At 59.0% G+C, this 14766-nt stretch carries 8 protein-coding genes; 7 read left to right on the forward strand and 1 reads right to left on the reverse strand.

Annotation, left to right across the window (positions count from 1 at the left end; all coding sequences use genetic code 11):
• Positions 1–270: 270 nt before the first annotated feature.
• The 5 genes from HMPREF2845_RS04420 to HMPREF2845_RS04440 all read left to right on the forward strand — a co-directional run bounded on the left by HMPREF2845_RS04420 (position 271) and on the right by HMPREF2845_RS04440 (position 10172).
• Positions 271–2076 (forward strand): propanediol dehydratase, encoded by a 1806-nt coding sequence (locus HMPREF2845_RS04420; protein WP_070633983.1) that lies wholly within the window; start codon positions 271–273, stop codon positions 2074–2076.
• A 449-nt stretch (positions 2077–2525) separates the two neighbouring features.
• Positions 2526–4355, forward strand: coding sequence for a hypothetical protein (locus HMPREF2845_RS04425; RefSeq protein WP_246824596.1), 1830 nt, complete (start codon positions 2526–2528; stop codon positions 4353–4355).
• Positions 4356–4844: 489 nt separating this feature from the next.
• Positions 4845–6332, forward strand: a complete 1488-nt coding sequence (locus tag HMPREF2845_RS04430; RefSeq protein ID WP_246824597.1) for an enoyl-CoA hydratase — start codon at positions 4845–4847, stop codon at positions 6330–6332.
• 178 nt (positions 6333–6510) lie between these two features.
• The gene (locus HMPREF2845_RS04435; RefSeq protein ID WP_070633986.1) at positions 6511–9348 is read left to right on the forward strand and encodes an HtaA domain-containing protein; all 2838 of its coding nucleotides are present in this window, start codon (positions 6511–6513) and stop codon (positions 9346–9348) included.
• Between the two features lie 83 nt (positions 9349–9431).
• Positions 9432–10172 carry a sirohydrochlorin chelatase gene (locus HMPREF2845_RS04440; protein WP_065423850.1) on the forward strand — a complete coding sequence of 247 codons (741 nt, stop codon included), beginning with the start codon at positions 9432–9434 and terminating at the stop codon, positions 10170–10172.
• 138 nt (positions 10173–10310) lie between these two features.
• Here the strand turns inward: HMPREF2845_RS04440 and nirD are convergent, their stop codons facing one another.
• Positions 10311–10637: a nitrite reductase small subunit NirD gene (gene nirD, locus HMPREF2845_RS04445; protein ID WP_060824684.1), complete on the reverse strand. Its 327-nt coding sequence runs from the start codon at positions 10635–10637 to the stop codon at positions 10311–10313.
• 545 nt (positions 10638–11182) lie between these two features.
• Here nirD and nirB point away from each other — a divergent pair.
• Positions 11183–13852, forward strand: a complete 2670-nt coding sequence (gene nirB, locus HMPREF2845_RS04450; protein ID WP_070633987.1) for a nitrite reductase large subunit NirB — start codon at positions 11183–11185, stop codon at positions 13850–13852.
• Between the two features lies 1 nt (position 13853).
• Positions 13854–14765 carry a uroporphyrinogen-III C-methyltransferase gene (gene cobA / locus HMPREF2845_RS04455; protein ID WP_070633988.1) on the forward strand — a complete coding sequence of 304 codons (912 nt, stop codon included), beginning with the start codon at positions 13854–13856 and terminating at the stop codon, positions 14763–14765.
• Position 14766: the final 1 nt, after the last annotated feature.

Here is a 14766-nt window from a genome sequence, read left to right on the forward strand (position 1 = left end):
AAAATACGCATATAGATGTAGGGATGTCCGAAATGCAAGATTCGGGCGTCCCTACATCTTTAACTTTTTCTAAGGTTATACCTATAATTTAGAGTGCTGTCATAGACGGTACTATCACTCTTTACCACCTCGTTCACCCGAGGTGAGGAGTCGCTGTGAAGCGCCTCCGGTCACCGATATCAGAGAACCGTTATTCTGTGCCTACTTCCGACCTTTGGGCGCAGGAGTCACACGACGATTCATCACACTCACTCACGAAAATAGGTGACCATGTTTTCCACGCAGCGAACTGCTCGCGGCGCGGCGCTAGTAGCGTCCGCAACCCTCGGTTTGGGGGGTGCTCTCGCGCCTGCAACTCTTGCTCCCGCAACTTTCGCGCCTGTTGCCTACGCTCAGACTCAGCAGCCTGAAAAGCCTGAACTTCCGCTCGCCGTTGCCACTGATGTGGTTCAGCACAGTATCTCCTTGGTTTTACTGGCTCAGACTGGCGACTACACTCTTCTGCAAATCGGCGGTGTAAATTCCCTGGACCAGGTGAAGGTTCGCCTGTCCGCCATCTCCGTTGAAGATGGCGTTGTGGCGACCATGACCGTACCCGCAGCCCAGATGACTGCCTCAAAGAATGAAGAAGGCAATATTGAGCTGAGCATCCACCAGCGCCTCAACGTTGAGCAGCCGTACATGGTGGAAATTGAGAATCTGAGCAACGGCGAGACTGTCTCCGTTGAGTTTATGCCCGAGTACGGTGTAACAGTCGACGAGATTATGGCTAGCAGCCAGAACATTTTCTTCCCGGACACCCCCGGTGTTCCCCGTGCTAACCGCGTGGAGGCGAATCCTGCCCCCGAGGTGTCCCTGAGCCCCAGCGCATCCCCGAGTGCCGCGAAGGATAGCCCGCGCCCGACGGTCGCCCCGGCACCTTCTGAAGCGCCGTCTGCATCGCAGAAAGTTTCTGCTCGTCCTTCTGTGAGTGCATCTGCTAGCGCCTCGGTGAGTGCGTCTGCCAGTGCTTCTGCTTCGGTGAGTTCTTCTACCGATGATGCGGCGCCCGCTGAGGTGACCGAGGATCGTCTGCTGGTGCACTCCCGCTCCGATCGGGCTCCCGCGGAGACCCGTGAGGCGACCCTGGAAATTTCCACCGCAGAGCTGCGCGGATCGGATGAGCTGCAGCCGATTAGCGTGCGCGCTAGGAACGTTGCGGAGAGTGGCCTGGGCTATGACGTGATGGTCTTTGAAATGCCTGCTGACGGCGGTGCCGTGGGTTCGCCGCTGGCGACCACGCATGTGAGCCCTCAGCAGGTGACTGATGCTTCTTTCTCTGCTGATTTGAAGGTTCCCGGTACCTCTTTGAATGCGGGTAAGCGCTACCGTGTGGTTGTGGTGGGTGGTAACTCCACTGAGGAGCTGCAGCTCATGGCGACCAGTGCTTTTGGTGTGAGCGTGATTCAGCGTGCGGTTCCTGTTGACCCGGCTCCGAAGCCTACGAATACTGTTGTTCACCCGCAGGTCCCGATGATTTCTGATGCGAACCAGCGTGTGAGCCCTTCGGCCCCTTCAGGTCGCGTGGGCTCTTCAGATACCTCTGCGGACGCTCAGGGTTTGGTGATTGATTCTGTTGCTAAGATTCCCTCGGTGGATAGCGCTCTGGGCTATATTGTGCAGGCGCAGCAGTCGGCGCGTGCGATTACCGCGCAGGCTCGTAGTTCTGTGGCTGAGACTGCGGTGGTTCCTTCGACGATGGTGATGTCTGGTTATGCAGTGATGTTGCCGGGGCGTACCGTGGTGAACCTGTTGGGTTACCAGTCTACTGAGGGGGAGACGGTGACTGTTGCTTCGCCTCAGGAGAATGTGGGTGCTGCAGGTTCGGGTAGTTTCTATACGCGTAGCTCGAAGTCGCGCGGTGATTCTGCCGGTTCGAAGCTGGAGGCGAGTGCTCAGGATAATGGCCCGCTGCCGGAGGGTACCTTGCCGCTGAGTATTGCTCTGCTGGGTTCGGTTGCCTTTGTGGGTACTGCTGTTGCGGTTAACGTGTATCGTCGCCGCCTTGAGGGTGCTGAGGAGCTGGGTGCCGAGTAGTTCAGCTATTTGTTGCTTAGCGCTGTGAGGCGTGGCTCTCTGTAGGGGAGTTTGTTGAGTGGGAGGCGTTCTGCTGGATGCGTGCTGAGTGGGTGCGTGTTTGGTGGGGCGCCTTCTGTGTGCCCGGATGTTTGACTCTATTGCGCGGTGGTCTGGTGCGCCTTAGGGTGGTGTAAAAATTTCTTTTTGGTGCACTCTGGGGAATATATTTTGACATTCGAATTTTGCGTTATTTATATCTCAGTAAAGTATTTAATTCCCTTTTATTTCGGCAATTATCGCGACATAAAGTTTTAGCACGTGAATGCAATGCAACATTAAGTGCAATATCCGTGTTAGGCTAGGGTGTAACCGACGTACTGGTGCGCAAATACCTGGATAGAAACACCGGCTTGTGGTGAGCCTTCCCTAGTCCACGCTTTGCGCCTACATCGATCGAAATGGCGCACATGACTATCACTCGACTTCCGAAACGCATTCATGCTCTTTCGCTTGTAGCCGCTTTAGGTGCAAGCGCTTTTGTGCTTCCTGGCGCCTCCGCAGTAGAGGCTGAAGCAATTAACGTGAATGATTGCCTGGCGGCTCTGGTTAATAGCGAATTTAATTCAAGCTGCCCCTACGAAGACCTCGAAATTGAGGTCGATACCATTGAGATTCAGATTCAGTCCATCAAGGACGGTCAGGCAACCATTAAGCTCGCGCCCCTCTATGAGGGCGGCTACGTGGGCGATGCCTCTAGGGTGTACCTGGTAATGCAGTACTACGACGCCACTGGCACGTTGCTTGGGTCTGACACCTACGAGCCCTCCGCAATGCAGGTTGAGCGTGCGGACGACGGCTCGATGCTCGTCACCTTTGAGATGCCGCAGATGCCCCAGGAGGGCTACTACTCCATTAGTGCCATGGATCTTGTGACCTCCGACGCGGGTTATGGCGAATTCATGATTTCTGAGGGTTCCCTCGTTCCGCACGTTATCCCGATTGAGGATGACCCTGACGAGGTTATGGTGGATAAGAAGGAAAACGCCCACCGTGTTCCGACCATTGACGAGCTGAAGACGATGGAAAAGCTCCGTGAAGAGGAGCAGAAGAACCAGCAGGCTGCAGATCAGAAGGGTAGCAAGGATAAGGTTAAGACTGAGGTGCCTTCCGAGTCTGCTGAAAACCCGAACTCCGAAACCCACACGCAGAAGCTGGAGCAGATCCCCGGCGGATCGACCTCTTCTCGCGATATTCAGACCCTGAGCGCTACGGAACTGAAGGTTGCGTATGCTGAGGTTCGCTCCGATAAGGAAACCAAGCCGGTGACTATCAGTGCAGAGCGTCTGGCCGCGAATGCGGCTGGCTACGACCTGATCGTGGTTGAAACCGATATGAGTGGCAACCATAAGGGTGATGCGCTGTCCATTACACGCATCAGCTCTGATCGCATTGTGAATGGCGCGTTCAAAGAAGAGGTTGGCATGCCCGGCTCTCTGCTGAAGACCGGCTCGGTGTACACCGCCTACCTGGTGCGTGCGGACGATACTGAGTATGCGGAAGAAGTTGTCTCGGTGCGATTCAAGGTCAGTGGCGAGGCGACCGGCAACTCAACCTCCTTGACGAAGGATGAATCGCCCCGCCAGGATGCAAGCGCATCGCTCACGCCCAGCGCCAATGCGGCCGAGGCGACCGGTACCACTCAGGGTAGCCCCTCCGCTGCTACTAGTGCCGTCTCGACTCGTTCTGATGATACCCAGTCGGGCTCGGGTCAGTCTGCCGCGAGCGCACCCCGCTCCACTCTGGATGCGGTGAGCGCCATGTCCAAGGCAAAGGAAGCGAAGGCTGAGCGTCAGCGTCAGGCTCTGCAGGCCTTGGCTCAGGCACGTACGATAGCTCCGCGTTCGGCTTTTGAACCGACCCGCACCAATCAGATTTCGGCGTACAGTTCGGGTTCTGATCCGGCATCTATCGCTGCTACCGCGAAGCTGGATGCTTTGACGGATGAAGAAAAGGCGGCGTCGGCAGCTTCTGGTAATGGCAATAAGGGTTTCACCCCCGTGGTTCATTCGGAATCTAATAATCGTTCCGCTACGGTGAACTCGAATACCACCCAGGTGCACTCCAACGCGAATGCTGATCGTCAGGACGGCGTGAAGGCTGCGGTTTCCACTGCGGCTCCTGCTAGTGAAGAGGTTGCTCAGCATGGCGTAGCTTTCTGGGCTCTTGGCGGCGTTGGTTTGGCGCTCGTGGTTGGTGCCGCCTGGATGGCTCACCGCCGCGGTTTCTTGGGTGGCTAATGCGCTAGTCAGGCGTTTTCTGCCGGCCGTGTGCAGTATGTTTTTCGTTTCATGAGGAATGCTCGCCCCCGCTATCTGTAGGTGCAGATAGCGGGGGCGAGTCGCGTGTTCGGGGTGTTTGTTCAGAGTGTTCAAAAAAACTCTACCCTCGCGTGAATAAACCTTAAGGTTCGTGATAGGGTTGAAATAACCGATAAATAAATGCGAGCTATTGTCAGGTCTTCTTCACCTGAAATATGAAGCGGAGTATGGTACGACAAATCCGGGTGTATGGCGCTCCCGAAAGGCTCCCTGAGGCGCATGAAGAATGGGCAGTAGCACGCACAATTCCATCATGAAAAGACGCATTGCATGAGTATTTATTCAGCGAAGCACCGTATTGTCACCGCAACCGTTTTGGTTGCGGGGCTTCAGTGCGGGCTTGTTGTACCCTCTGTCGCAACGGAAGCACCCGTCACGACCCACTCTGCCGTGCAAAAAACCGCGACCTTGAACACGAACCAGGCTGAAGACAACCAGGAGACGCAGGGCGCCGCCTCCACCATCACCATGAAGGCGCAGCTCAAGGATGGCGGCTATCTTCTACGTTGGACGGGTTTCCCTGAAGATCTGGAGGCCTCCAGTGTTCTGGTTGATGTGAACTTCTACGCCCCTTCCGGTGAGTATGGTGGCTCCGTCCTGGAAAGCCCGGCCCTAGCTGAGGGGACCAAGGAGGGGGAGTTTCGCCTCCTGATGAGCCCGGCGACGGACTCTAACGTCGTGTACGTGATCGTTCTGGAGGACACCGCGCACGGTGTCTCCTACGAATTTTTTGTGACTGAGCGGGGGAACCGCCTGGTTGAGACTGCTGACCCGCGCAACGGTAAGGCAAAGCCCACCGAACCGCCGGTCGATATTGAGCGTGAAGAAGCAGAAACTGCTGATGCAACTGCCACCCCAAGTCCCGAGGCGGTAAACCTGCCTTCGCCGACCGCTACGTCATCCACCGATGCGAACGGTGACACGGTTCGCCGTACTGTAGATAACCCGCAGAACCATGATTCTGGGCAGTACGTTATCTCCGAAGACAACAGCGTGTACGATCCGATGAACCAGAGGGATGGCAAAGCGCACCTATCCATTCAGGATTCGCAGGGCGACTCTCAGGATGACACGAAGCCCGTCACGGTCCGTGCCACGAACTTCCCCCGGAATGAGAAGGGCTACGACCTGATCGTCATGGAAATTGACTCCAACGGCAACACTGTTGGTGATGCGCTCGCCATTGTGCACGTTGGCCCGGAATCCATTTCTGCGGGCGCTTTCGAGGCTGTGATTGGCGTGCCCGGTGCGTCCCTGCAGATTGGTAGGACCTACCTGGTGGCGGCTTTCGACGCAGGTGATGATGGTAACCTTCAGCTCAATACAGTGCGTTTTACGGTGACCCAGGCGTCTGCCGAGAATGGTGGCTCGTCATCTAATTCTTCCTCTAAGGACGAGGGTAACCCAGCTGTGGAGTCTTCCGCGTCTTCTTCGGCTCCCGCTGATACTGCGGGCGCATCCGGTACGAAGGCACCCGCCGCGGGTTCCAAATCTAAGACCCGCGGAATTCAGGCCGACAGTGCTATGGCTCCGGGTACTAATGACGCCACGATTTCTATTCCGCGCGCTGCCGGTAGCCCTGCCACCGCGTCTTCCTCGGCGCTGGGGTACCGCACCGGGGAGGCGCAGCCTGTTGAGGTGGCGACCCCCGAGTCTAATTTGCCCTCGGGTACCGATTCGGCGGCTCAGTCTCGCCGTGCCGCGATTCTGAACGGTTCTTCCTCTCAGGTTCGTACTGATCCCGGATCGCCGAACGGTGTGAAGGCAACGGAGGCGCAGATTACCCGCAACATGGATAAGAGTTCGCCTCTTCTGCCGATTTTGGTGACCCTGGGCGGTGGCCTGATTCTTGGTGCTCTGGGCATGTCACGCATGCATACCTCGAAGAAGGATTAGTCGCGTAGGGGGTGGGGGAGTAGCGGCCCCTGTTGCCTGTTGAGGGGGTATTGCCCTGTCGGTGTGCTGTGGGGTGGTTTGTCACAAAACGGTTTCTTGGAACCTGATGTTGAGAAATACTCACGCTATCGATATAGTAAGCCTGTCCTAACAGTGTCGATAGTATGGATACACACCAATGAAGATTTTCACATCTGGCACCCGCCTCTCCAAGGGAGCCTGCGCCCTCGCTGTCGCTGGCGCTGTCGCCCTGCCCCTGGCACCCGTTCTCGCCGAGAACATTAATATCGCTGCCCAGAACGTTGCCGCACAGAACGTCGCTGCAGGCGACCAGGCAACCGCCGGCGCGTCCTTCGGCTGGGGCGTGCGCGCCTCCTTCCTGTCCTACAACGGTATGCCCCGCGAAATGACCGACGGCGCAGCCTGGGACGCAACCGCAAAGCAGTTCACCTTCACCCCGACCTCCACCACCGTCTCTGAAGACGGCAAGCAGGTCACCCTGCAGGCTGCCGGCCGCCTCTGGTTCACCGGCCACTGCGCCGAAGGTCAAGACCCCGAAACTGGTTGCGCCCTGAACCTCACCTTCTCCAACCCCCGCGTGGAACTGAACCTTGCTGACGGCACCGGCTCCCTCTACATGACCGTGCGCACCAAAAACTACGCCTCCGGCAAGTTCGAGGGCCCCATGGAAGTCAAGATGGCGACCCTGAGCACCGGCACCGCCAAGCAGAGCGAGAAGGACGGTGTGGTCAGCATCAGCGGCATCTCCGCGAACCTGACCGCCGACGGTAACCACGCCTTCTCCGACTTCTACAACGAAGGCGCCAGCCTCGACCCGCTGAGCATCTCCTACAACGGTAGCGCAGCTAACACCCCCAAGAGCGCCTACAGCGTCGCTGAGTCCTACAACACCGGTGCGGGCGTGAACCTGCCCCAGAACACCGCACGTCTGGGCCAGAACCACATCGTGCACGTGGCACCCCCGAGCTTCGGCGGCGACACCACCTACACCGTGCTGACCAGCTCCAACCTGAAGATGACCGACACCGGCGTACTGAAGGCCAACAAGGGCGTTTTCGCCGTGGATGCTGACGGCAACCGCATGCTCGTCATCGGCAGCGAGACCAACAAGCCCGAGCTGTACACCGTGACGGCTGAGGGTAAGCTCGTCTCCTCCGGTACCTACTCCGATGCAGAGCTCGGCGCCAACACCGTCAAGGCAATCGGCTACAACCCCGCCAACAACACCTGGGGCATCGTCAGCGTTGACGGCCAGGGTGGCGGCAAGCTGACCATCATTGACGCATCCGGCAAGGCAACCTCGCAGGCTCTGCCGAAGCCCGACTCTATCGACCCGCAGGTTGTGAACGCATACTCGCTCGACGAGTACTACGGCGACTCGTTCTCCAACAACACCGTGACCCTCGCACCGCTGCCCGACGGCAGCTTCGTGTACGCGCCGTCGACTTCCATCTACGATGCGGCCGGCGAAAAGGTGGTTCAGAAGGGTCACCTGCTGCACATGAGCAGCAACGGCGTGTCCCTGGTGCCGAACTCTTCACCCGCAGGCTACGACACCGCCCTACCCTCGACCCTGGTCAGCCCCAAGGGCTACATTTACCGTTGGAACAACTGGTACGGCGGTAAGGTGCAGATTCTCAAGTACGAGAACGGCACTTTCAGCGTGGTCCGCGAGTCCGCAACTCTTGAGGGCTTCGAGAAGACCGAGGTTGCCACCATGTTCCTGACCCGCGCGGGTAACGTGGTCGTGGTGGACGCATCCGGCTCCCGCCTGGTGTTCATGGATGACAACCTGAACAAGGTGAACGAGGTGGTGCTCTCCTCGATGCGCAAGACCGACAAGAGCGGCGGCTACAACGCTCTCGAGCTGCCCAACGGCGATATTATCTACCCGACCAGCTTCGAGAACCCGAACACCTATGAGGATCAGCTGTGGCTGAACCGCCTGGCAGCGAACTCGGCACCGACCCCGGCACCCGAGCCGACCAAGGCACCTGAACCGACTAAGGCACCTGAGCCGACTAAGGCACCTGAGCCGACTAAGTCTGCTGAGCCTACCGTGGCACCGACTGCTGAGCCGACCGTCGCGCCTTCTGCTGAGCCTTCTGCTGAGCCTACCGTGACTGCGGAGCCGACTGTTGCTCCGACCGAGGCGCCGACCGCAGAGCCCACTAAGTCCGCTGAGCCGACTGTTGCGCCCACCGAGGCACCCTCTGCTGAGCCGACCGTTGCTCCCACCGCTGAGCCGACCGTCGCTCCCACCGCTGAGCCGACTGCGGAGCCTTCTGCTACTGCAGAACCTTCTGTCACCGCAGAACCGACTGCTGAGCCGACCGTGGAACCCTCTGCAACCGCTGAGCCCAGCGTGACCGCAGAACCCACCGCAGCACCTTCGGAAGAGCCCACCTCGCCGTCTCTGCCGACCGCATCCGTGGCTCCTTCTGTAGCCCCGAGTGCTTCTGCAACTCCGAGCGCATCGGTGAGCGCTTCCCCGACCGCGGTTCCGAGCGTTCCCGCTGTGACCCCCTCGGTGAGCGCGTCTGCATCCGCTAGCGCGTCTGCTTCTTCGAGCGCTTCTGCGAGCGCATCGAGCTCCGCAAGCAGCTCCAGCAGCGCATCGGTGACCGCATCGGCTAGCGAGTCTGCATCTGCGAGTGCATCCGCGTCCGCGAGCGCTTCCGCAAGTGAGTCTGCATCCGCGAGCGCTTCTGCTTCTGAGAGCAGCACCGCTGACCAGAACGCAGCCGGCCACAAGGGTGGCTCCAACGGCGGTTCTGACGCAGGTTCCGGCGCCTCCGACAACTTGGGTGTGAGCGGCTCCAACGGCGGTTCCTCTAACGGTGGTTCTTCCGCAGGTGGTTCCTCGACCTCCGGTAGCTCCTCCTCGAAGCTGGCACAGACCGGCGCATCCGGCGCTATGTTCGCAGCAGCAGCTGGTGCTATCACCCTGGCTGCAGGTACCGCACTGGTCGTGGCACGCCGCCGCAAGAGCTAAAATTTAGCCTTCGTGCAACACCCCGTTTCGTCACTCGTGTTCATGAGTGGGGAAGCGGGGTGTTCCTTTCATACAATGGAAATATGACTATTCTGAATGTAATCGCAACCTCGCACGGCACCGACTCGGTCGCCGGTCGCGAGGCTATTACGCTGATTCGTGAGCAGATCAAGTTCCTGCTCGCGCAGCGTAACGACGGCGTGGAGTACCGTATCCACGCCGCATATGTGGATGTGGAATCTCCCAGCGTTGATGATGCCGCAGCCTCTCTGCCCAATGATGAGCCCTGCGTGATCGTGCCGATTCTGCTGTCGACCGGTTTCCACACTCAGGTGGATTTGCGCCGTGCCGCACGCAATAGCGGTATTGAGCGTATTAGTATTGGCGAGTCTCTGGGCCCGGATGCGCGCCTTGCCGCACTGACCCGCGCCCGCTTGGAAGAGGCTGGTTGGACTCCCGGCGACGGCCCTGTTGTGCAGGGTGCTGCGGGTTCTTCTCGTGCTGATGGTCGCGCGGACATGAGCCGTGCCGCTGAGCTGCTGGCTGAGGAACTGAACACCCCGGTGCATCACGGCTTCGTTGCCGCTATCGATCCGAAGTTCCACGAGGTGGTTGCTGAGCATCAGCCTAAGTTTGCTGCAACCTACCTTCTAGCGGAGGGTTTCTTCGCCGGTAAGATGCGCCGTGATGCTGAGTCGACCGGTGTGCCGGTGAAGGTTGCCTCGCCGCTGGTGAACGCGCAGGGTGGTGCTTCTGCTGCCGTGGTGGCGGAGTGCTTTATTGACCGCATGGATGCCGCTATTGCCCAGCTGGATGCCGCCTAGATGACTTAAAATCAGGCTAGTGCGCTCGCTGTTCACTCACCTGATTCGGGGCTTCTGAAAATCCATACAAAAAACCTCGGGACGTTATGTTCCCGAGGTTTTTTGTGTTGCTGTGTTTGAGTTGTGAAGTGTGAGTGTTTAGGCGGTCTTGAGGTAGACGTCGCCGTCGCGGACCTCTACGGGGTAGACCTTGATGGAGTAGGAGGGGTCGGAGAGGCACTCGCCGGTGGTCAGGTCGTAGACCTCCTTGTAGAGGGGGGAGGTGATGGTGGGGTTGCCATTCTTCTCGCCGACGATGCCGCGTGCGAGGACCAGTGCCTGGCTGTGCGGGTCGAGGTGGTCGCTGGCGAAGATGCCGTGCTTGGTCTTGTAGATGGCGTACTGGTAGCCGTCGACCAGGGCGACTTCACCCCAGTTTTCTTCGAGGTCAGATTCGGCGCAGATGCGTACCCAGTTCTCAGCCATGGGGGTTTCCTTTCGAAGTGGTGGTCTGCGCCGCGCGGGGTGCAGGACACAATAGCGGTTCGTGTGTTCTTTGTTTGGAGTTTACCTTATGAAACCCACATTTGGAAATGGGGCACGCGGAGGGTGCTAAAGGTTATTTTTACCCTAAAAGATGATCTCAAATTTCATAGATTAGCCTTACCTAAATTAGGTTTAGATAAGGTAAGAATACCCTATTCCAGCCCGGTATTCCGCGGATTTTTTGGAAAATTTTCCCAAAAAATACGGATTTTCGATGCTTCGACCCCGCGCTAGAGTGTACGATAAAAGTCGTAGTTTAAAACGCCTTTTGACTGCCTGAAGAAAACAACATAATCCCACACAAAAATGTTTCGTAATTTTCAGATGCATTCTAAAGAAGCGGGCGCTTCAACTACTCGGTACGCATCAGGTACGAGCCCAACGGTACGGAAACTAGGAGTTCCAATACCGGGCACGATCCAGCCGCACACTGAGGGTAGATAAGTGCCATGAACTACCTGCATTACAACTAGGAAGGAAAATCCATGTCGCACACCCCCCGCAACATTCTCGTTGTCGGCGCAGGCCCCGCTGCGTGGCGTTTTGTACGCGCGTACCACGAAGGCGCTGAAGCTGCCGGTCGCGCAGCGGACACCATCACCGTCCTCAACGATGAGCCCTACATCCCCTACGACCGCGTTGCTATCGAGAAGATTTTCAAGGACACCGAGAAGGACCTGACCCTCGGTGATCCCGAACTGTGGAATGCAGAGAACATCAACCTGGTCAACAACTGCCACGCAGAGAAGCTTGACCGCACCCGCCGCGTTGTTACCGACACCGAGGGCAACGAGTACCCCTATGACGTGCTGGTCTTCGCAACCGGTTCCCGCGCGGTTCGTATCCCCATTCTTAACTCGGACGCCGCACACGTCTTCCGCACCATTGACGACGTGAAGAACATGGTCTCCGAGGTCAAGCGCCTGCAGTCCACCCTCGGCCGCGCACCCCGCGGTGTCGTCGTCGGTGGCGGTCTGCTCGGCCTCGAAGCAGCTGAGGGTCTGAAGGACCTGGGCGCAGAGCCCACCATCCTGGACGTGGCACCCTGGCTGCTCTCCGTTGAGGTTGACCAGGGCGGCGGTTACGCCGTGAACGCCCAGATTAAGGCAACCGGCATTGACATTGAGACCGGCGTGTACATCTCCGGTATCAACAAGGACGCTGACGGCAACGTCGTCTCCGTCTCCATCGCAGATTCTCCTTCTGAGGATGCAGAAATCCGCACCCTGCCCGCCGACATGGTGGTCTTCGGTGCTGGTATTCGCCCCAACGACGAGCTGGCACGCGACGCTGACCTGGCACTGGGTGAGCGCGGCGGTATTCTCGTCAACGACGCATGCCACTCCTCCGACGAGCACATTTGGGCTATCGGTGAGGTTGCCTGCGTGCTGGGCCGCACCTGGGGCCTGGTCGCACCGGCTAACGCTATGGCTGACGCTGTGGCAGCTAACCTGCTCAACGACAACGAAGAAGCTCAGGTTGAAGAGTTCGACATCGCAACCAAGCTGAAGTTCTCCGGCGTTCAGGTTGCCGGCTTCGGTGATCGCCGAGGTACCACCGAGGGTTGCCTCGAGGTTCTGTTCGCAGACCCCGCACGCGGCATGTACCAGAAGATTGTGACCAGCGGCGACGCAAAGACCCTGCTCGGTGGCGTGTTCGTCGGTGACACCGCTCCCTTCGACTCTCTCAAGCCCCTGCTCGGCCGCGAACTGCCCGCTGAGCCGAACGTTTACCTGACCGCAGCTGGCGGCGGCGACGGCATCCCCGACACCGAACTGCCCGACGACGCAATCCTGTGTTCCTGCAACAACATCAGCTTCGGTGCTGTCCGCGAGGCTATCGTTGACGGCAACCACGATGTTGCATCCCTGAAGTCCTGCACCACCGCGGGTACCCAGTGTGGTTCCTGTGTTCCGATGCTGCAGAAGACTTTGGAACAGCAGATGAAGAAGATGGGTCTGACCGTCTCCAAGGCACTGTGTGAGCACTTCGACTTCTCCCGTGCTGAGCTGGCTGAGGCTGTGCGCCTGACCAGCCTGGATGACTTCGACTCCGTGCTGGCACGCTTCGGCCGCGGTGGCGACGGCTGTGCTATCTGTAAGCCGACCGTTGCGTCGATTCTCTCCTCCTTCCGCAACTCCTACGTCCTGGACGCAGGCCGCGGTGGTATTCAGGAGACCAACGACCGTGCGCTGGCAAACATGCAGAAGAACGGTACCTACTCCGTCGTTCCGCGTATTCCCGCAGGTGAGATTCCCGCTAAGAAGCTGGGCGTCATCGCAGAGGTCGCTGAAGAGTTCGGTCTGTACGTGAAGATCACCGGTGCACAGCGTATCGGTATGTTCGGTGCTCGCCTGGAGCAGCTGCCCTACATTTGGGAACGCCTGGTGGATGCCGGCTTCGAGTCCGGTCAGGCATACGGTAAGTCCCTGCGTAACGTGAAGTCCTGCATGGGTTCGACCTGGTGCCGCTTCGGTGTTCAGGACTCGACCGGCATGGCAGTCAAGCTCGAGAACCGTTACCGCGGTCTGCGTTCCCCGCACAAGTTCAAGTTCGGTGTTTCCGGTTGTAACCGTGAATGTGCTGAGGCACAGGGCAAGGACGTTGGTCTGATTGCAACCACCAACGGCTGGAACCTGTACCTGGGCGGTAACGGTGGTGCGAACCCCGCTCACGGTCGCCTCTTCGTCAAGGACGCCTCCAGCGAGGACATCATCCGCTACATTGACCGCTACCTGATGTACTACATCCGTACCGCGGACAAGCTGCAGCGTACCGCTCGCTGGCTTGAGGATCTGGATGAGGAGCACGGCGACGGTCTGGCACACCTGCAGTCGGTCCTCATTGAGGACTCCCTGGGCGTGTGCGAGGACCTGGAGCGCGACATGCAGCGTCACGTTGACTCCTACGAGGACGAGTGGGCAGCAACCCTGCGCGACGAGCGCCGCCTGCGCCGTTTCCGCGCCTTCATTAACGAGCCCAACGGCAGCGACGAGGGTTCGCACCTGTACGTGCTGGAGCGCGAGCAGATTCGCCCCGCAACCCCCGAGGAAATTGCGGCGGCAGAAGCTGGCGAGTCCGACACCGTCCTGCTGACCGGTACCAAGATTCCCGTGGGTAAGCCCAGTGACCTCAACCCGGTCCCGGCAGCATAGTATGTGCCCGAAGATTCCTCCGTTCCCGCCCCGCGAGTTCGCCACTATCGACGAAGTACTCGCGGGCGGGGCGCCCGGGCACAGCCTGGACGATAGCGTGACGGAACGCGGCATTCTTCTGCCCGGCGAGCCTGCTGAGAACCCCGGCAAGGTCTACATTGTGGGTGGCGGCCCCGGTGCCGCTGACCTGCTGACCCTGCGTGCGGCACGTGCCCTGAGCGAGGCGGACGTGGTCCTTCTGGATCACCTCGCCCCGCAGGAGTACGGCGAGTACGCACCGAACGCCCTCATCGTTGATGTGGGCAAGGTTCCCGGTAAGCACGCTGTTCCGCAGTCCCGCATTCAGCAGCTCATGATTGATTACGCGCTCTCGGGTAAGACCGTGGTGCGTTTGAAGGGCGGCGACCCGTACGTGTACGGTCGCGGCGCTGAAGAGCTGGATGCGTGCATCGCCGCCGGCCTGGAGGCTGAGGTTATCCCCGGCATTACCAGCGCCATTGCGGTTCCTGCGCGTGCTGCGATTCCGGTGACCCTGCGTAAGGTATCCTCGATTTTCACCGTCATTTCTGGTCACTCCGGCCTGTCGGAGACCGAAGTGTCGGCGGTTGAGGCGACCCTGCGTGCCCAGGGCACCGTGGTGCTGCTGATGGGCGTTCGTACCCTGCCCGATACGGTGGCGTCTCTGCTCTCTCGTGGGATTGAGGCTGACACGCCGCTGGCAATCATTGAGAACGGTTTCTCTGAGAAGGAGCGCGTGACTGTCACGACCCTTGAGAACGCTCAGGCGGATTGCGCATCGGTTAAGGCGCCGGCTATTACCGTCATCGGTGAGGTCGTGCATTATGCTCGCGATAATCAGAACCGCTTTGTGAGCGAGGTTCACGAGCGTCTGCGTGAGCGTTCCACCTCCTAGA

Source organism: Rothia sp. HMSC065B04, assembly GCF_001812285.1.
In the GTDB taxonomy this organism is placed as follows: Bacteria; Actinomycetota; Actinomycetes; order Actinomycetales; family Micrococcaceae; genus Rothia; species Rothia mucilaginosa.